The following is a 17,109-nucleotide window of genomic DNA, read 5'->3' as shown; positions in this document are numbered from 1 at the left end:
CAATGACCGGGAGGGAACAGGCCCTCCCCTGGCCCCTCCCGCAAGCGAGAGGGGCGCTTTACCTGCTCCACCCCGGCGGCGGAGCATGGTCCTGCCGCGCTTCGGGGATGATCGCGCGTATCCGCGAACAGAAATGCTTGAGGCAGACTTCCTTGTCGCTGAGCGGCCCCATGGTGAAGCTTTTCGACTGCATCCCCTGCTGGACGCGCGTGATCAGCTCGGTGTCTTCGGCGTTGACCTGGCGGTTGATCCGCCAGTTCAGATAGCGCGCGGCCTTCATCTCGCGGCGCCATTCTCCCGTATAGGCATCGGGAAGCACATAGCTGATTTCGCGGATCAGGCACGTCGTCGGACCGGTCGGCAGCCACTGCATGAAATCGACCTGGTCGGGATAGATGTCGAACGCGACATTCGGCCACAGCTTGAAATACAGCCAGTGGCGCTGCTTGTCCCGGGGCAGGTGCGGCACCGGCGGCAACAGCCGCTGGTACATGCGCTCCGACCAGTTGACCGACGGCCGGTCGATCAGGTCGCCCCACATGCGGTCGACGCGGTCCTCGGCCTCGACGCCATAGCTCTTGCCGAACAGCCGCGTCAGGCCGGGGTGCGCGACGGGAATGTGGAGTCCGTCCGAATAATTGTCGCCGACATTCTTCCAGTTCACCGCGCGCGGGCGCAGCGTGACGCGACCGAGCGCGCCGAGTTCCTCGAAGCGATAGGGCGCGACCTGCGCCTCATACGGCGCCATCATCGATGCAACCGACGGGCCGCCGTCGTCCTCGAGCCGGACGAACCAGAAGCCGCGCCATTGTTCGAGGCCGACGGCAACGAGCCCCGCCTTGCCCTTGTCGAGCGTCGGATAGCTGGCGCTGTCGGGCACGCCGGTCAGCCGGCCGTCGAGTTCATAGGTCCAGGCGTGATAGGGGCAGACGAGTTTCTTGGCGCAACCTGCGGCGCCATCGACGAGGCGCGAGCCGCGGTGGCGGCAGACGTTGGTGAACGCACGCACATGGCGGTCGGTACCGCGCACGACGATCACGCTCTCGCCGCAATAGTCGATGCTATGCCAGTCGCCGACGTTCGGGATGTCGCTGTCGTGGCAGACAACCTGCCAGCTCGGGCGAAAGATGCGTTCCATTTCAGCGGCATGGAAATCGGGATCGCTATAGGTCCAGGCGGGCAACGACCAGCCATCGAGCGGGTCGAGATTCGAATCGCGAAGGGGTGCAGTTGCCATGTCTCGTTCCTTGTTGTACGTATGTATAACAACATGACCGCCGTTCGCCAAGCCTTTACGCGCGAAAGCGCCGACGCCCGCCGGGCAGACCTGATCGAGGCGACGACGGCGGTGCTCGCCGAACAGGGGCTCGCGGGGACGAATGTTCGCGCGATCTGCGCAAAGGCAGGCGTGTCGCCTGGACTGCTGCGTCATTATTTCGGCGGCATCGACGATCTGGTCGCGGCGACCTACGAAGCGACGAGCGACCGCATGGACGCGATTTTCGCCGCCGCGGTCGAGGGTGCGGGCAGCGACCCGCGCACGCGGCTGACCGCGTACCTCACCGCAAGCTTTCGTCCCCCGGTGACCGATCCCGAACTGCTCGGCGCGTGGACCGCCTTCTGGGCGCTCGCGCGAAACGATACGCGCATGGCGGGGATTCACGCCGACAGCTACGCCGGCTATCGCGCCCGCCTCGGCGAAATGCTCACCGCTTGTGGCGCGCGCGATGCCGAGCGGCTCGCGATCATGCTCACCGCAATGGTCGACGGGCTATGGCTCGAGCTGTCGCTCGATTCGACCAGCTTCGGCGCCGAGGCGGCGGTCGCGATGGTGGAGAGGGCAGTCGAGGCGCTGCTCGAATAGCGACGCCGCCCCATGCTGGTCGGAGGGGAATGGCAGCTACCAACCAATCGAAGACGTCCCTTTTGTCGTCATCCCGGACTTGATCCGGGATCCATGGCCTGCCGTTTCCTTGGACACGGCGCGAAAGGAGAGCTCCGGCCATGGATGCTGAAACAAGTTCAGCATGACGGAGGGCAAACGACCCATCGCAAACGATCGCGACGTGCTCCCCGGCGAAGGCCGGGGTCCAGAGCGTGCGCACGCAACGCCGGCTCTCGAACGCCCTGGGCCCCCGCCTTCGCCGGGGAACACGCTGGGTCGCCAGCTTCGCGCTTTCGCCAGAATGACGAAGGGAGCGATGCCCGCTTTCGACCAGAACGCGACATTTATTGCCTCGTCATCCCGGACTTGATCCGGGATCCATGGCCTGCCGTTTCCTGCGACACGGCGCGAAAGGAGAGGTCAGGCCATGGATGCTGAAACAAGTTCAGCATGACGGAGGGCAAACGATCTTGACGTGCTCCCCGGCGAAGGCCGGGGTCCAGTGCGCGCGAACGCAACCTCGGCTCTCGAACGCCAGGGCCCATTCGCTTCGCTCAAAGCCTTCAATCCTTCTCCCGCAAGGCGAGAAGGATTGATCGGGCTATTTCGACAGATCGCGCAGCAGGCTGTCCCAATGCGCCAGCGCGGGAGCTATGGCATCGACCGGAACCCGCTCGTTCAGGCCGTGCGCAAAGCTGTCGCTCGCCTTGCTGAACAGCCCCGCGACGCCATAGCTCGGCACGCCCTGGATACGGAAATGATAGCTGTCGGTCGCGCCGGCGCTCATCGACGGGATGATCGGCAGGCCGGGCGCGCGCGCATGCACCGCCTTGGTCACCGCTGCGACGACGTCGGGGCGCAGCGGCGACGCATCGCTCGCGGTCGCGTCGGGATCGGTGTTCACCTTGACCGCGGGGTCCGCGATGGCCTTTTCGAGTTCGGCGCGCACCGTTTCGACCGGCACGCCGGGAAAGATGCGGCAGTTGATGTTCGCGGTGGCCCTTTGGGGAAGCGCGTTTTCGGCATGGCCGCCCTTGACCAGCGTCGGCACGCAGGTGGTGCCGATCTGGCCGACATATTCGGGATCGGCGCGGATCGCGGCGATGGCTTTCGCGTCCGCCGGGTTGGCGGCAAAGGCTCTGAGCGCTGCACCGATGTCGCCGCCGACCTGATCGGCGACGATCGGCATGCCGACCTTCGTCAGCTCGTTCTGCTGCGGCGTGAAGCGATAGGCGCCGACCTTCGCGAGCGCGGTCGACAGCTGGACGATCGCGTTCGTGTCCGACGGGCGCGAGCTGTGCCCGCCGGGGTTGGTCACTTCGAGGATGAAGTCGGCATAGGTCTTCTCGCCCGCCTGCAGCCCGTAATATTTGGGTTTGCCGTCCTCGCCGATCAGCCCGCCGCCGCCGTCGCCGTTCAGCGCGAACTCGGCGCCTTTGTATTTCGCGGCAAGCGCGCGCGTCGTCGTCATCGAGGTTTCCTCGTCGCCCGACAGCAGCAGGATGATCGCGCGCTTCGGCTTGAAGCCGTCCTTCCTGAGCTGCGCCATCGTCGCGACCATCATCGAGACGTCGAACTTATTGTCCTCCGACCCGCGGCCGAAAATATAGCCTTCCTCCTCGACCGGCACAAAGGGGTCGCGCGTCCAGTCCTTCGGATCGGCCTCGACGACATCCATATGGCCCAGCAGCACGATCGGCTTTTGCTTGGTGGTGCCTTGCAGCGTCGCGGCGAAGGTTGCGGTTTCGCCCATCGGGGTGATTTCGATGTCGCTGTCCGCATAGCCCGCCGCTTTCAGCACGCTCGCATAATAGGCCGCCAGTTCGGGCACCTTGCCGCGCCCCATGACGGTCGGGATCGCGATACTGTCCTTCAATATCTTCTTCGCTGCGTCGGTATCGGCGGGTTTGGCGTGGACGGGCGCGGCGGCCAACAAGGCGGCGGCGAGAGCGAACGGAGCGGTAAGGTTGCGCATAGCAACGGACTATGGCGCGTCACAGGCAAACGGCAAGCGTCAATCTTCGCCCGTGCGATAGCGACGACCGCGGGGCCGAAAGGCCGATGCGAAAAGGCCGTCAACCACCGGAAGCTGACCTTTCCTTCCTCGTCATCCGGGACTTGTCGTTCCCCGTCATCCCGGGCTTGTCTGCCCTCGTCAACCCGGACCTGTCGTTCCTCGTCATCCCGGACTTGTCTGTCCCCGTCATCCCGGACCTGTCGTTCATCGTCATCCCGGACTTGTCTGTCCCCGTCATCCCGGACCTGTCGTTCATCGTTATCCCGGACTTGTCTGTCCCCATCATCCCGGACTTTTCGTTCCTCGTCATCCCGGACTTGATCCGGGATCCATGCCGCGCCGCCGTCGCGGACCCCGGACCAGGTCCGCGATGACGAAAGACGAAAAGCGAACGTCCACTCCCCGCCCCCTGGCAGTCCGTTCATGCCGCAACGGATCAGGCGGCCTTCTTCGCCTTCGGCGCCGCGGTCTTCGGCCGGTACCGGCACAGATCCTCGACCGGGCAACGCCAGCATTCGGGCGTGCGCGCCTTGCAGATATAGCGGCCGTGAAGGATCAGCCAGTGATGCGCGCCGATCCGGAATGGCTGCGGCGTATTCTTTTCGAGCTGCTTTTCGACCGCGAGCACCGTTTTGCCGGGCGCCAGCCCGACGCGGTTGCCGACGCGGAAGATGTGCGTGTCGACCGCAAAGGTTTCCGCCCCGAAGGCGCAGTTCATCACGACATTGGCGGTCTTGCGCCCGACCCCCGGCAGTGCGACCAGCGTGTCGCGGTCGGCGGGCACGTTGCCGCCGAAGTCGCGCACCAGAATCTCGCTCAGCGCAATGACATTCTTCGCCTTGCCGTTGAACAGCCCGATCGTCTTGATATGCTGTTTCAGCCCATCCTCGCCAAGGTCGAGCATCGCCTGCGGCGTCGTCACGTCCTGAAACAGCTTCCGCGTCGCCTTGTTCACCCCGACATCGGTCGCCTGCGCCGACAGCACGACCGCGACGAGCAGCTGATAGATGTTGCCATATTCCAGCTCGGTCTCGGGGCTGGGGTTCAGCTCGGCCAGGCGTCGGTAGAATTCGAAGATATCGGCTTTCTTCATTTCGCCTTTTCGGGCGCGTTCGCCGGGTGCGCCGCCTTCCAGTCCATCGCTACGCGCACGCGCCGTTCGACCGAGGGATGGTCGTAAAAGATGATTTCCTCGATCGCGCCCGGGCGCGGGCTGCGATATTCGGCGGTCTTGACCAGCGCCGTCGCAAAGGCGTCGGGAAGATTTTCGGTGCGGTGCGAATAGAGATCGGCCTCGCTCTCGTCGATGCGGATCAGCGTGTTGATCACCGGGGTCGCAAGCAGCGCGAAGAACGACACGAAGAACATCAGGACGGGAAGTCCGCGCGCCTCTCCGATCGTCGCATCGCTGCCGAAAGCCCGCGCAAATCGCGGATAGAAGCGGTCGGCCAGGAAAAAGAGCAGCGCCGCGAGCGCGGCGAAGACAATGATCATCCGCCAGATATGCCCGCCGACATAATGGCCGATCTCGTGCCCTGTGACCGCGCGAACCTCGTCGAGCGACGCCTTGCCGATCGCGACGTCCGAAATCGCGATCCGCGCCGAATGGCCGAGGCCCGAGACGTTGGCGGTGAAATTGTTCGACTGGCGCGAGCCGTCGAACAGGAAGATACGGTCGGCGGGGATGTCGGCCTTTGCCGCCATTTCGACGAGCGCGTCGCGCACCGGGCCGGGGGGCACGGGCTTGTAATTGTTGAACAATGGCTCGATTAGGATCGGCGACACGAGCAGCATCGCCGAAACGGCAACCGCCGCCAGCGCGCCCGACCAGATCCACCAGCGCTTGCCGGTGCGGCGGATCAGCGCATAGACGCCAAGGAAGAACAGCCCCGCGAAGATCGCGGTGATGACCGTCGAGATCGCCGATTGACCGAGCCAGTCGCCGAGCGGCTGGCCGGTGCGGCCATAGGCGGTCTCGCGCCACCAGTCCTCGTATATGTCCCATGGCAGCGTCACGATCGCGGCGATCAGAAAGAAGGCGGCAGAAATCAGCCAGGTGCGCAGCGCCCAGCCGCGCTTCGCGAGCCGCGCGTCGAGCCGGTCGAGAAGGCGCAGCCGCACGAAGATGAAGGTGACGATCGCCGAGACGATCAGTCCCGCAAGCAGCAGCCATTCATTTCCGGTCGTATAGGCCTCGGCCTTGGCGAGCGCGGCGGGGCCAAGGCTGTCGACATAGGCTTTGGTTGCGGCGGCGGGGTCGAAACTCATGGCAATCCTCCAGCTGTATTATGTTTATAATACACGTTCGCGGCGGCAATCAAAGCCCCAAAACTTGCGGCATCGTATAGCGCCCGGGCGTTTGATGGATCAGCCACAGCGCGGCGCGGACGGCGCCCCGCGCGAAGATCATGCGATTTTCGGCGCGGTGCGCGAGCGTGATCATCTCCTCGGGTCCCGCGAAGATCACATCATGATCGCCGGCGACGGTGCCGCCCCGCAGCGATGCAAAGCCGATCTTGCCGCGCGCGCGCGCGCCGGTGAGCCCGTCGCGGCCGCGTTCGGAGCCTGTCGTGAGATCTATACCGCGACCTTCCGCAGCCGCCTGCCCCAGCAGCAACGCCGTTCCGCTGGGCGCGTCGACCTTTCGGTTGTGGTGCATTTCGAGAATTTCGATGTCCCAGTCGGCATCGAGCCGCGCCGCCGCTTCGCGCACCAGATGCGCGAGCAAGGTCACGCCGAGCGAGGTATTGCCGGTCTGGAGAACCGCGATGTCCGCCGCCGCGTCGTCGATCAGATAATGATGCCGCTCTTCGAGGCCCGTCGTGCCGATGACGATCGGCTTCTGCGCAGCGACGCACGCGTCAAGCGTCGATTCGAGCGCAACCGGCGAAGAGAAATCGACGATAACGTCGCTTTCGCTCGCGAGCTTCAGAATGTTCCCGCCCTTGTCGACGCCGCAGCCGCGACCGCCCGCTTCGGCGATGGCAGCGGCGAGCGCGACGCCCATCCGCCCTTCGCTGCCGATAATGCCGATGCTGGTCATATGCCGTCCCCTGTTTGCCCGCCCCCTTTAGCCGGTCGTGTCGAGCGAAGTCGAGACACCCCGCGAGATTGGGCCGACGCCGACGGACATCTCGACTTCTCTCGATGCGGGCGGATATGAGGGGGCATGATCGACATCAGAAACATCGTGATCCTGACCGGCGCCGGGGTTTCGGCCGAAAGCGGCATCGACACCTTTCGCGACGCGGGCGGTCTGTGGGAGCAGCACCGCGTCGAGGATGTCGCGACCCCCGAAGCCTTTGCGCGCGATCCCGACCTGGTGCTGCGCTTTTACGACATGCGCCGCGAAGCGATCCAGACCAAGGCCCCGAACGCCGCGCACGAGGCACTGGCGCGGCTCGATGCCGCGTGGCCGGGCGAACTGCTGATCGTCACCCAGAATGTCGACGATTTGCACGAGCGCGCGGGCGCAAAGCGGCTGATCCATATGCATGGCGAGCATCTGAATGCCTGGTGCACCGTCTGCGATGCCCGGATGCCCTGGACCGGGCCGTTGCTCGACCGACCCACCTGCCCCGGTTGCGGCGCCGCAGGAACGCTGCGCCCCGACATCGTCTGGTTCGGCGAAATGCCGTACCGGATGGACGAAATCTATCACGCGCTGAACCGCGCCGACCTGTTCGTGTCGCTCGGCACCTCGGGCGCGGTCTATCCAGCCGCGGGCTTCGTCCGCGAAGCGCGGGCGTCGGGCGCACGGACGCTCGAACTCAATATGGAGCCGAGCCAGGGGAGCCATTGGTTCGACGAGGCGCGCCATGGCCCTGCGACCGAGCTGGTGCCGGCGTGGGTGGACGAGATACTGGGCAGCAACGGCGGCAGGTAACGACCAAAAGCGGCCGTTGACCCTCCCTGTCGCGCAGCGATGGGGAGGACATATCTCTCCTCGTCATCCCGGACTGGATCCGGGTTCCATGACGACGGTGGAGATGACCGCTCCCACCCCAAAGCCGACGCCCCAAAAAGGCCTTTCCTACAATATCCGGCTATGTCAGCGTCGATCCCGGCTCTTTCTCCCGGTCTATCACAACGGTTGCCGCCCGGTTTACGCGAGCGGTCGCGGCCTCGTGCGTCCGGCCCGCGGCAGAAGCTGATCGGGGATACGCTATAGGGCTGAACTTTACTGAACTTTGGTGCAAAAACGTCGGTTTTCTTCCACAAAGCAGACCTCTGTATTCAGCGCCGCGCCGCGAAGAAATCCCTGAGGAGCGCCGCCGCCTCGCTCTCGCCGATGCCGTCGTAAACCTCGGGCCGATGATGCACCGTCGGTTGCGCGAAGATACGCGGGCCGTGGACGACCGCCCCGCCCTTCGGATCGTCGGCGCCATAATAGAGTCGCGCGATACGGGCGTGGGCGATCGCGCCGGCGCACATCGCGCAGGGTTCCAGCGTCACATAGAGGTCGCAGCCGTCGAGCCGCTCGTTGCCGAGTGCGGCAGCGGCGGCGCGAATCGCGACGATTTCGGCATGGGCGGTCGGGTCGTGCGATTCGCGCGGGGCATTATGCCCCTCGGCGATGATCGCGCCTTCCTTGACGATGACCGCGCCGACGGGCACTTCGCCCGCCTCGGCGGCAGCTTTTGCTAGGTCGAGCGCGCGGCGCATCGGTTCGGGAAGCGGAAATTGCGACATCGCTTTTCCCGCTAGTCCCTTGACGAATCTCCGGCAAGCCGATAAGCGCGCGCCTTTCCCGGCCCACCCGGTCCTTTCGGTGCCTTTGGCGCCAACCGGCACGCCGCCCAGATTTTGTGAGGACGAAGACCATGTCGCGCATTTGCGAACTGACCGGTAAGGGCCGCCAGGTTGGCCACAATGTCAGCCACGCCAACAACAAGACCAAGCGTACCTTCCTGCCCAATCTGCAGAATGTGACGCTGCTGTCGGACGCGCTCGGCAAGGGCTTCAAGATGCGCGTGTCGACGCACGGCCTTCGCACCGTCGAGCATAATGGCGGCCTCGACAATTGGCTGCTGAAGGCCGGCGACGACCAGCTGTCGGCTTCGGCGCGCAAGCTGAAGAAGGAAGTGACGAAGAAGCTGGCCGAAAAGGCCGCCTAAGCTTTCACGCTTGTCGAATCGCAAGAGGCGGCCCGGTTACGGCGCCGCCTTTTTGCTGTCCGCCGTTCGTGGGGATTGCCGCCGCGGCAGCCCGACAAGCTCGAACTCGATGAGCAGGCTGCGCTGCCAGCTGTTGAAATTATCGTCGGAGACGAGCCAGAGGAACGTCCGGCCGCCGCGCACCTCGACCGCCGCGCCTTCATAATTTTCGGCAAGCGGCGCCGGCACGCGGCCGATCGCGCGCGAGCGAATCACGCCACCGGGCCTGATATCGGCGGGATCGGCGATCGCAAGGATCGTCGTGAACACCGGGCGAAGCCCCAGCTTGCGGTGGACGAGCAGGATTCGCCCGTCGGGCAAGGCTGCGGCATCGCTGACCAGTCCTTTCCCCTCGTCCGCATAGACGAACCGCGTCGCGCGCGCACCGGGAACCGCCGGATCGCCGGCAAAGAGCAGCGCCGCCCGCCCGCGCGGATCGTCGCTGGCGTCCTCGGAGAAGATCAGCGTCCGGCCGTCGGCGAGCCGCACCATCGCTTCGGGCCCGCTATTCACGGGCCAGCGTGGCTTTGGCAGCACAGCGCGCGATTCGACGCGCGCCAGCGCAGCGTCAAATCGCCAGACCTGGTTACGCCCTTCGAGCGCGACCCAGGTCACACCGCTCGCCCGATCGAACGCCATCGCCTCGAAATCGCCCGCGGACTTTTTGTTCGCGCGTCGGCCTGGCGAAGGCAGCGGCGCGATAAGCGCGTCTTCGACCCGGCCGCCCGGCGGCAGCGTCAGCCGCGCGCCATAGCCGCCGTCGCTGGCAAGCTGGAATCGATCGGGGCCGACGATGGCCAGTGCCGAAAAGCCGCCAAACGCCGGGTTCGGGCTTTCGAGCCGCCAGCCGCGGACGAAGCGCAGCATGCCCTTCCGGGCCGCCGGATCATCGAGCGCGCTCGCCGTGATCCGCTGCGAACTTTTGTCGACTTTCGTCAGTCGCTGGTCGGTACCCGGCGCAAGGCCGACCGAGAGGAAGATCAGAATGGCGGCAAGGGCCCGGCGCATCGGCGAGGCGATAGGGCGATGGCGCCTGCATGCGCAAGCGCGAAGGACGCGGAAGCTGAACCTCAGCCAACAGTCATGTTCAGGCTTCGCTCAATGCAGCGGCCCCATAACCGCCTCATCGACCCGACGCCCAACCGGGCAGAACGACGAAGTAGGAGAATGACGATGAACAAGATGATGACTCTCTCGCTCGCCGCCCTGATGTCCACCGCGACGCTGGGCGTAGCAGCGCCCGCAGCAGCCCAGCAGGGATACTATAACGGCGGCTACGAGACCAATTATGTCCGCTACGATCGCGACGACCGCCGCTATGATCGTCGCGGGGATTATCGCCGCGACAATCGCCGCGATTACCGCAACGAGCGCAATTATTATCGCAATGATCGCCGCGACTATCGCCAGTGCGACAATGGCACCGGCGGCACCGTGATCGGCGCGATTGCCGGTGGTCTGGCCGGTCATGAAATCGCGGGCCGTGGCGACCGCACGGTCGGCACGATCATCGGCGGCGCTGTCGGCGCCATTGCTGGCCGCGCGATCGATAAGGGTAATGACGGCTGCCGCCGTTAAGGCAGACCCGAACCCCAATAAAGTTCCTGCCTCTTTGACCCCGTCCGGCACGCGCCGGGCGGGGTTTTTCTGTCCCGGCCGCGGGGTTGCCATCCCGCCGCATGCGGCCTAATCTCGGCCCCAAGTGCACGCCTGCGCATTTGTGGGCGCGTGAGACAAAAGACAGGTCACAATAGCCATGCGGCAAATGGCAGCGCCATCAGGGCGATCGCCGCAGCCAGGTTCGAGAACGGGGTCGGCGGCGACAGGACAGACAAGGGCCGGAGCGCCCGCGCGACCCGGTCCAGTTGTCCGGCCGCGCAGCTACGCCGCCATCGATCTTGGTACGAACAATTGTCGGCTGCTGATTGCGCGGCCGCAGGATGGCGAACTCGTCGTGATCGACGCTTTTTCGCGCATCGTGCGGCTGGGCGAAGGGCTGCACCACACCGGAAAGATCAGCGAAGCCGCGATGGATCGCACCGTCGCCGCGCTGGCGATTTGCGCCGACAAGCTGCGCCGCCGCCACGTCAGCCTGTCGCGCGCAGTCGCCACCGAGGCGTGCCGCCGCGCGTCGAACGGCACCGAACTCGCAGCGCGGGTCAAACGCGAAACGGGCATCGTGCTCGACATTATTTCGGCCGCCGAAGAGGCGCGACTCGCGGCGCTGGGCTGCCACAATCTGATGGAACCCGGCGACGGCCCGGCGCTGATCTTCGACATCGGCGGCGGATCGACCGAATTGATGCACGTCGATGTGTCCGACCATGATGTGAAGATCCACGACTGGGTCAGCGTGCCGTGGGGGGTCGTGTCGCTGACCGAGCATGCGGTCGCGGCCGAAGACAGTCTCGGCGCGCGCCAGGCCTGCTATGCCCATATGCGCGAGGTGACGCGCGAGGCCTTTGCCGCTTTCGCCGGCCGCGCCGAGCGTTTTGCCGGGCAGCCGCTGCGCCTGCTCGGCACGAGCGGCACCGTAACGACGCTGGCGAGCGTCTTTCTCGACCTGCCGCGGTATGACCGGCGCGCGGTCGACGGCCTGGTTGTGCCGTCGGACGCGATGCGCGACATCAGCCGCCGCCTCGCCGAAGCGAGCATCGAGGCCCGCGCCGAAATCGGATGCATCGGTCGCGAACGCGCCGACCTGGTCGTCGCGGGCTGCGCGATCCTCGAAAGCATCATCGACCTGTGGCCCGCGGCGCGCGTCGGGGTTGCCGATCGGGGGATCCGCGAAGGCATTTTGCGCACGCTTGCAATGCAGGGCCGCGACGTTCCCGTAACACGGCGCGAGCATCGAAAATGACCGGCGGCGGAAAAAAGAGCGGCGCCGGCAGCGGACGCGGCGGGTTGCACGTTCGCGTGAAGACGGCGCGCAAGCGCAGCGTGTCGTCGACGCGCTGGCTGCAACGGCAGCTCAACGATCCCTATGTCCGCCGCGCCCAGGCGGAGGGCTATCGCTCGCGCGCTGCCTACAAGCTCATCGAGCTCGACGAGAAATTCGGGTTCCTCAAGAAAGCGCGCGCGGTCGTCGACCTGGGCATCACACCCGGCGGCTGGTCGCAAGTCACGCGCAAGGTCAATCCGCGCGCGCGAATCGTCGGGATCGATCTGCTTGCGTGCGAACCGATCGAGGGCGTCGCCATCCTCGAGATGGACTTCATGGACGATGCCGCACCCGATGCCCTGATCGAAGCGTTGGGCAGCGCGCCCGACCTCGTCATTTCGGACATGGCCGCGAACACCGTTGGCCATCCCCAGACAGATCACCTGCGCACCATCGGCCTTGCCGAGACCGCCGCCGATTTCGCGGTGCAGACGCTGCAACCTGGCGGCGTTTTCATTGCCAAGGTTTTCGCCGGGGGCGCCGACCGCGAGCTGTTGATGGTCCTCAAGCGCAATTTCACCAGCGTAAAACACGCGAAACCGCCTGCAAGCCGCAAGGGGTCGCCCGAACTCTATGTGGTTGCACAGGGTTTCAAGGGACGCGGCGGCACCGAGCCCGCTGGCTGAAGAAAAAAGCGTCAGCGATTGCGACGCGCGCTTCTTCATTTTCAATTCAGCGTCAACTGCCTATCAGTCGATCCAGTTTGATTGCCGGGGAAATTTTATGCGTGCTGGCGTTGCGTCGCTGACTATCCTGTCTTTGCTGCTTGCTTCGTGCGGCGGCGGTGGCGGCGGTTCGGGCGGCGGCGGTCCCGTCACCGTCACGCCGACACCCACACCGACTCCCACACCGACCGCCGGCTGCGGCCTGGCAACGCGACAGGCGTTCGCCAAGTCCGTGATCGACGAATGGTATCTATTCCCGAGCGACGTCGCGAGCGGCGTCAATCCCGCCAGTTTCACCGACGTGCAGACCTATATCGACGCGCTCGTCGCGCCGGCGCGGGCGCTGAACAAGGACCGTTTTTTCACATACATCACGTCGATCGCCGAGGAGAATGCCTTCTTCAACAGCGGGTCAAGCGCGGGTTTCGGGGTCCGGATAAGCTATGATCCCGTCAGCCAGTCGGTCATCATCGCCGAAGCCTATGAAAATGCGCCGGCCTTCGCAGCGGGAATCGACCGCGGCTCGCGGATCACCGCGATCGGCACCAGCGCGAGCAATATGCGCACGGTTGCCGCGATCGTCGCGGCCGAAGGCACGGCCGGCATCACAAGCGCGCTGGGACCGAGCGACCCCGGCGTGTCGCGCGTGCTCCGCGTCGTCGATTCTGCGGGAAGCCGCGACGTGACGGTGACAAAGGCCAACTACGACCTCGATCCGATTTCGGACCGCTATGGCGCCAAGATCATTACCGATGGCGGCCGCAGCTATGGCTATCTCAACCTGCGCACCTTCATCAGTTCGGCGAACCCGCAGCTGCGCGCGGCGTTCCTGAATTTTCGCAATCAGGGCGTCACCAACGTCATTGTCGACCTGCGCTACAACGGCGGCGGACTCGTTTCGACGGCAGAGCTGTTCGGCGACCTCCTCGGCCGCAACCGCACCTCGTCGGAGCTTTTCTCGCAGACCAATTTCCGCCCGTCGAAATCGGCCGAGAACGATCGCCACTTCTTCACCACTCAACCCGAATCGATCGCGCCCACGCGTATCGCTTTCATCGGCACCGGATCGACCGCATCGGCCAGCGAGCTGGTGATCAACGGCATGCTGCCTTATCTGGGTACCAACATGACGCTGGTCGGCAGCAACACCTATGGCAAGCCGGTCGGCCAGATCGCACTCGACAAGGCCGAATGCGACGACCGCATCCGCGTCATCGCATTCGCCACCGGTAATGCGACCGGCCAGAGCGATTATTACAGCGGCCTCGCGCCTAAGATCGCGAACAGCTGCGCGGCGGCAGACGATCTGACGTTGCCGCTTGGCGATGCGCGCGAAGCATCCGTTCGTTCGGCCATCGACTTTCTGGCCGGCAACGCCTGTACGACGCGGATCGCCGATACGTCGGGTCTGTCAGCGCAGAGCCTTGGCAACCGCACGACCGCCAAGCCCGAAATGCTGGTGTCCGAACAACCGCGTGCCGCGCAGCGCGAGTTGCCGGGCCTGTTCTGACGGGGGTTGTTGGCGGCGAACACCGCTCGCGACCCGCCAATCCGCTCGATCGGACGCCCCACCACCACGCCCCTAGACATTTTTCGCCGCTCCATTATATACCGCCCGTTATGGAAATCGAAACAGCCACCCCTGTCAAAGGGCGCCCTCGCGAATTCTGTGTCGACCAGGCGCTGGCCGAAGCTCTGCACGTCTTCTGGGCGAAGGGCTATGATGGCGCGTCGATGGCCGATCTGACCGAAGCAATGGGGATCACCAAGCCCAGCCTCTATGCCGCCTTTGGCAACAAGGAAGCCTTGTTTCACAAGGCGTTGGACCTTTATGAGTCCGAAAAGCTCGAATATACGCGCAGCGCGCTGCAACAGCCGACGGCGCGCAGCGTCGCCGAATATTATCTGCGCGGCGGCGTCGATGTACATGCCGCCGAAGGCGAGCCGCAAGGCTGCATGGGGCTGATGAGTTCGCTCGCGTGCAGTCCGGAAGCCGAGTCGATCAAGGCCGACGTAATCAACCGCCGCGCCTCATCGCAGCGCGCGCTCGTGGAGCGTTTCGAGCAGGCGAAGCGCGAGGGCGACCTGCCCGCGCATATCGACGCCGCGGGCCTCACCAGCTTTCTTTATGCGATCCTGCAAGGGATCACCGTGCAGGCCGGCGCCGGCGCGTCGCGCGCCGAGCTCGAGAAGCTTGTCGACACCAGCCTTGCGCTGTGGCCGAGCAAGTGACGCACGCATCGACGTCAGCCGCCTAATCCGACCGATCCCGGATCCAGTCGGTTTGATGAAAAGACAAGAATATCGTCGCCGAGAATTTTTCGATACCGATCGGTACAAAACTCCTTGACAAGATGAACGGCGGGTTTATATACCGCTTAGTACAGATGGTCAGGGCGCTCCAGCCCGCCGCCGAAAGCGAAGGGAAACGCCGATGCGCCACTGCCATTGCACCCCGGGCTAGTTTCCTAGTCCGACCTTAACATTTTCCGGAACGAGACGCTGGCGCCCCGTGGGCGGCAGGTGGTTCTCTGCATCCAGAATCTCCCCTCGCCGGGCGCGAGTGTCCCCGGGGCATGCGCCCCCTCGCCCGGCACCCCCTTACCGACCACCGCTCCAGGAGGACCGATCATGGCTTATCTTGCACTCAACGACCAGTTCGCCAGCGCCATTGCCGCCGCAACCCCCAAGCACTTCGCCCCCGCGGCGCCGAAAGCCGATATTCCCGCCGGCTTCTCGGCGCTCGAGTGGTCGGTCGTGATGCTTGCGCGTCACGACCGGCCTTCGAGCCTGCGCGAGCCGGGGCGCTTCCAGAAATTTCTGGGACGCATTTTTGGCGATGGCTTCAACCGCCGCCTTGCCGACCCGAAGCTGGAAGCGCTGCGCCGCATGGCGGTGCTGACCTGGCACCACAGCTATTCGGTGCCGAAGCACGAGATTCACGATTTCTTCGCCGCGGGCTTCAGCGACGACCATTATGAACTCCTCGGCAAGCGCGTTGCCGAAGTGCACATCACTCGCCTCTTCCGAAAGTAAGATCCATGAACATGCTCTCCCCGATCCGGGGCGAGGAGACGGCAGAAGCCGCCCTCGTTCCCACCCCGAATGATATTGCGCAGCGCCGCTGGCAGAGCCGCGGCCTGAAAGTCGGCCTTCCCGTCGTGCTGCTGGTCGCGGCCGGCTGGGGCATTACCCATCGCGAGGCGCCGGCGAACGCCGCGCCGCCGACCCCCGTCGTCACGGTCGCCGCGCCGCTGATGCGCGACATCAACGAATGGGACGATTATGTCGGCCGCTTCGAAGCGGTGAATTCGGTCGAGGTGCGCCCGCGCATCTCTGGCCAACTCGTTGGCGTCCACTTCACCGACGGACAGATCGTCCGCAAAGGCCAGCTGCTCTTCTCGATCGACCCGCGGCCGTTCGCCGCATCGCTCGCCGAAGCGCGCGCCGATGCGGCGAGCGCACGCAGCGACCTCGCGCTGGCGCAAACCAATCTGGCCCGCGCCAACCGGCTCATTGCAGAAGATGCGGTGTCGCAGAGCGACCTCGACCAGCTGAACGCCAAGGTCCGCGCGGCGTCGGCCGCGCTCGCCGCTGCCGACGCCCGCGTCCGCTCGCGCGCGCTCGACATGGAGTTCACGCAGGTGCGCGCCCCGATCAGCGGCCGTATCTCTGACCGCCGCGTTGACGCAGGCAATCTCGTCGCCGCAGGCGAAGGATCAGCGGGCAGCCTGCTCACCACGATCAACGCGCTCGACCCGATCTATTTCAGCTTCAACGGCTCCGAAGGTCTGTTCCTGAAAGCGAAGCGCGCGCAGGAAGAGGGCGCCAAGGGCTCCGCCGTTCAGGTCAAGCTGCAGGACGAGACCAGCTTCAGTCGGACCGGCAAGCTGGACTTCACCGACAACAGCATCGACCCCCGTTCGGGGACGATCCGCGGACGCGCGGTGATCGCGAACCCCGACCTGTTCCTGTCGCCTGGCATGTTCGGCAACATGCGGCTGTCGAGCGGCGCCAGGGAACGCGCGCTGCTCGTGCCCGACTCGGCGGTGCAGACCGACCAGGCGCGCAAGACCGTGCTCGTCGTCGGCAAGGACGGCCAGGTCGCGGTGCGCGAGGTCCAGCTCGGCCCTGTCGTCGACGGCCTGCGCGTCGTGCGCGGCGGCGTGACGGCGACCGATCGTATCGTGATCACCGGTACCCAGCTCGCGCAGCCCGGAACGAAGGTGCAGACGCGTGCGGGCAAGATTGCGCCGACCGTGACCGAAGCAGCACCGCCGTCGACGGCGCTGATCGGTGAGGCGACCTTCGCGCGCTGACGTTGAAACCCCTCCCTTCGGGGAGGGGTTCGGGGAGGGCCTGTCCGCCTGGCACCCTCCCCGCTGCGGCTAGCGAGCAAGCTCGCAAGCCTCGCTCCCCCTCCCGCAAGCAGGAGGGGGAACTGG

General features: G+C 65.3%; 18 protein-coding genes. 11 read left to right on the top strand and 7 right to left on the bottom strand.

The features are described from left to right. Positions 1-58 precede the first annotated feature (58 nt). Complete coding sequence (locus tag ACO055_RS15470) at positions 59-1,237, bottom strand: aromatic ring-hydroxylating oxygenase subunit alpha (protein ID WP_422059731.1); 1,179 nt, start codon at positions 1,235-1,237, stop codon at positions 59-61. 33 nt (positions 1,238-1,270) lie between these two features. Here ACO055_RS15470 and ACO055_RS15465 point away from each other — a divergent pair, with 33 nt between their 5' ends. Then, positions 1,271-1,864 carry a TetR/AcrR family transcriptional regulator gene (locus ACO055_RS15465; RefSeq protein ID WP_422059730.1) on the top strand — a complete coding sequence of 198 codons (594 nt, stop codon included), beginning with the start codon at positions 1,271-1,273 and terminating at the stop codon, positions 1,862-1,864. 622 nt (positions 1,865-2,486) lie between these two features. Here the strand turns inward: ACO055_RS15465 and ACO055_RS15460 are convergent. Then, the gene (locus ACO055_RS15460) at positions 2,487-3,860 is read right to left on the bottom strand and encodes a M20/M25/M40 family metallo-hydrolase (protein WP_422059729.1); all 1,374 of its coding nucleotides are present in this window, start codon (positions 3,858-3,860) and stop codon (positions 2,487-2,489) included. Between the two features lie 11 nt (positions 3,861-3,871). Between ACO055_RS15460 and ACO055_RS15455 the strand changes: the two genes are divergently transcribed. Continuing rightward, the gene (locus ACO055_RS15455; protein WP_422059728.1) at positions 3,872-4,276 is read left to right on the top strand and encodes a hypothetical protein; all 405 of its coding nucleotides are present in this window, start codon (positions 3,872-3,874) and stop codon (positions 4,274-4,276) included. A gap of 62 nt (positions 4,277-4,338) precedes the next feature. Here ACO055_RS15455 and nth read toward each other — a convergent pair whose 3' ends face one another. Genes nth through dapB form a run of 3 tightly spaced genes read right to left on the bottom strand, consistent with a single transcriptional unit; the run spans position 4,339 to position 6,945 of the window. Next, the gene (gene nth, locus ACO055_RS15450) at positions 4,339-4,995 is read right to left on the bottom strand and encodes an endonuclease III (protein WP_422059727.1); all 657 of its coding nucleotides are present in this window, start codon (positions 4,993-4,995) and stop codon (positions 4,339-4,341) included. Beyond that, complete coding sequence (locus tag ACO055_RS15445; RefSeq protein WP_422059726.1) at positions 4,992-6,170, bottom strand: M48 family metallopeptidase; 1,179 nt, start codon at positions 6,168-6,170, stop codon at positions 4,992-4,994. The genes nth and ACO055_RS15445 overlap by 4 nt, the downstream gene beginning before the upstream one ends. Before the next feature lie 49 nt (positions 6,171-6,219). Continuing rightward, positions 6,220-6,945, bottom strand: coding sequence for a 4-hydroxy-tetrahydrodipicolinate reductase (dapB, locus tag ACO055_RS15440; protein WP_422059725.1), 726 nt, complete (start codon positions 6,943-6,945; stop codon positions 6,220-6,222). Positions 6,946-7,071: 126 nt separating this feature from the next. Between dapB and ACO055_RS15435 the strand changes: the two genes are divergently transcribed. After that, the gene (locus ACO055_RS15435; protein ID WP_422059724.1) at positions 7,072-7,788 is read left to right on the top strand and encodes an NAD-dependent deacylase; all 717 of its coding nucleotides are present in this window, start codon (positions 7,072-7,074) and stop codon (positions 7,786-7,788) included. A 350-nt stretch (positions 7,789-8,138) separates the two neighbouring features. Here the strand turns inward: ACO055_RS15435 and tadA are convergent, their stop codons facing one another. Next, the gene (gene tadA / locus ACO055_RS15430; protein WP_422059723.1) at positions 8,139-8,594 is read right to left on the bottom strand and encodes a tRNA adenosine(34) deaminase TadA; all 456 of its coding nucleotides are present in this window, start codon (positions 8,592-8,594) and stop codon (positions 8,139-8,141) included. A gap of 131 nt (positions 8,595-8,725) precedes the next feature. Between tadA and rpmB the strand changes: the two genes are divergently transcribed. After that, positions 8,726-9,019, top strand: coding sequence for a 50S ribosomal protein L28 (gene rpmB, locus ACO055_RS15425; RefSeq protein WP_422059722.1), 294 nt, complete (start codon positions 8,726-8,728; stop codon positions 9,017-9,019). A gap of 36 nt (positions 9,020-9,055) precedes the next feature. On the opposite strand, the gene ACO055_RS15420 is transcribed toward rpmB, so the two are convergent. Continuing rightward, complete coding sequence (locus ACO055_RS15420; RefSeq protein WP_422059721.1) at positions 9,056-10,066, bottom strand: esterase-like activity of phytase family protein; 1,011 nt, start codon at positions 10,064-10,066, stop codon at positions 9,056-9,058. A gap of 165 nt (positions 10,067-10,231) precedes the next feature. Between ACO055_RS15420 and ACO055_RS15415 the strand changes: the two genes are divergently transcribed. From ACO055_RS15415 to ACO055_RS15385, 7 genes are all read left to right on the top strand, one after another. Next, positions 10,232-10,636, top strand: a complete 405-nt coding sequence (locus ACO055_RS15415; RefSeq protein WP_422059720.1) for a glycine zipper 2TM domain-containing protein — start codon at positions 10,232-10,234, stop codon at positions 10,634-10,636. Between the two features lie 178 nt (positions 10,637-10,814). Beyond that, the gene (locus ACO055_RS15410) at positions 10,815-11,918 is read left to right on the top strand and encodes a Ppx/GppA family phosphatase (protein ID WP_422059719.1); all 1,104 of its coding nucleotides are present in this window, start codon (positions 10,815-10,817) and stop codon (positions 11,916-11,918) included. Further along, on the top strand, positions 11,915-12,625 hold the full coding sequence (locus tag ACO055_RS15405; protein WP_422059718.1) for an RlmE family RNA methyltransferase: 711 nt from the start codon (positions 11,915-11,917) through the stop codon (positions 12,623-12,625). The genes ACO055_RS15410 and ACO055_RS15405 overlap by 4 nt, the downstream gene beginning before the upstream one ends. Positions 12,626-12,722: 97 nt before the next feature. Beyond that, positions 12,723-14,174, top strand: a complete 1,452-nt coding sequence (locus tag ACO055_RS15400; protein ID WP_422059717.1) for a S41 family peptidase — start codon at positions 12,723-12,725, stop codon at positions 14,172-14,174. A gap of 110 nt (positions 14,175-14,284) precedes the next feature. Next, positions 14,285-14,896 carry a TetR/AcrR family transcriptional regulator gene (locus ACO055_RS15395; RefSeq protein WP_422059716.1) on the top strand — a complete coding sequence of 204 codons (612 nt, stop codon included), beginning with the start codon at positions 14,285-14,287 and terminating at the stop codon, positions 14,894-14,896. A gap of 399 nt (positions 14,897-15,295) precedes the next feature. Continuing rightward, entirely contained in the window at positions 15,296-15,700 is a 405-nt protein-coding gene (locus tag ACO055_RS15390; protein WP_422059715.1) for a hypothetical protein, read from the top strand. A 5-nt stretch (positions 15,701-15,705) separates the two neighbouring features. Then, on the top strand, positions 15,706-16,983 hold the full coding sequence (locus tag ACO055_RS15385; protein ID WP_422059714.1) for an efflux RND transporter periplasmic adaptor subunit: 1,278 nt from the start codon (positions 15,706-15,708) through the stop codon (positions 16,981-16,983). Positions 16,984-17,109: the final 126 nt, after the last annotated feature.

The sequence above is a fragment of the Sphingopyxis sp. genome (assembly GCF_965227415.1).
In the GTDB taxonomy this organism is placed as follows: domain Bacteria; phylum Pseudomonadota; class Alphaproteobacteria; order Sphingomonadales; family Sphingomonadaceae; genus Sphingopyxis.
Note: the sequence above shows the minus strand (reverse complement) of the source record. Positions and strands in the feature narration are given on the sequence as shown.

Coding starts and splice junctions, on each gene's coding strand:
- nth (WP_422059727.1), bottom strand. CDS start 4,995: ATGAAGAAAGCCGATATCTTCGAATTCTACCGACGCCTGGCCGAGCTG.
- ACO055_RS15395 (WP_422059716.1), top strand. CDS start 14,285: ATGGAAATCGAAACAGCCACCCCTGTCAAAGGGCGCCCTCGCGAATTC.
- ACO055_RS15460 (WP_422059729.1), bottom strand. CDS start 3,860: ATGCGCAACCTTACCGCTCCGTTCGCTCTCGCCGCCGCCTTGTTGGCC.
- ACO055_RS15445 (WP_422059726.1), bottom strand. CDS start 6,170: ATGAGTTTCGACCCCGCCGCCGCAACCAAAGCCTATGTCGACAGCCTT.
- ACO055_RS15435 (WP_422059724.1), top strand. CDS start 7,072: ATGATCGACATCAGAAACATCGTGATCCTGACCGGCGCCGGGGTTTCG.
- tadA (WP_422059723.1), bottom strand. CDS start 8,594: ATGTCGCAATTTCCGCTTCCCGAACCGATGCGCCGCGCGCTCGACCTA.
- ACO055_RS15415 (WP_422059720.1), top strand. CDS start 10,232: ATGAACAAGATGATGACTCTCTCGCTCGCCGCCCTGATGTCCACCGCG.
- ACO055_RS15455 (WP_422059728.1), top strand. CDS start 3,872: ATGGCGCGTCACAGGCAAACGGCAAGCGTCAATCTTCGCCCGTGCGAT.
- dapB (WP_422059725.1), bottom strand. CDS start 6,945: ATGACCAGCATCGGCATTATCGGCAGCGAAGGGCGGATGGGCGTCGCG.
- ACO055_RS15385 (WP_422059714.1), top strand. CDS start 15,706: ATGAACATGCTCTCCCCGATCCGGGGCGAGGAGACGGCAGAAGCCGCC.
- ACO055_RS15405 (WP_422059718.1), top strand. CDS start 11,915: ATGACCGGCGGCGGAAAAAAGAGCGGCGCCGGCAGCGGACGCGGCGGG.
- ACO055_RS15465 (WP_422059730.1), top strand. CDS start 1,271: ATGACCGCCGTTCGCCAAGCCTTTACGCGCGAAAGCGCCGACGCCCGC.
- ACO055_RS15390 (WP_422059715.1), top strand. CDS start 15,296: ATGGCTTATCTTGCACTCAACGACCAGTTCGCCAGCGCCATTGCCGCC.
- ACO055_RS15410 (WP_422059719.1), top strand. CDS start 10,815: ATGCGGCAAATGGCAGCGCCATCAGGGCGATCGCCGCAGCCAGGTTCG.
- ACO055_RS15420 (WP_422059721.1), bottom strand. CDS start 10,066: ATGCGCCGGGCCCTTGCCGCCATTCTGATCTTCCTCTCGGTCGGCCTT.
- rpmB (WP_422059722.1), top strand. CDS start 8,726: ATGTCGCGCATTTGCGAACTGACCGGTAAGGGCCGCCAGGTTGGCCAC.
- ACO055_RS15470 (WP_422059731.1), bottom strand. CDS start 1,237: ATGGCAACTGCACCCCTTCGCGATTCGAATCTCGACCCGCTCGATGGC.
- ACO055_RS15400 (WP_422059717.1), top strand. CDS start 12,723: ATGCGTGCTGGCGTTGCGTCGCTGACTATCCTGTCTTTGCTGCTTGCT.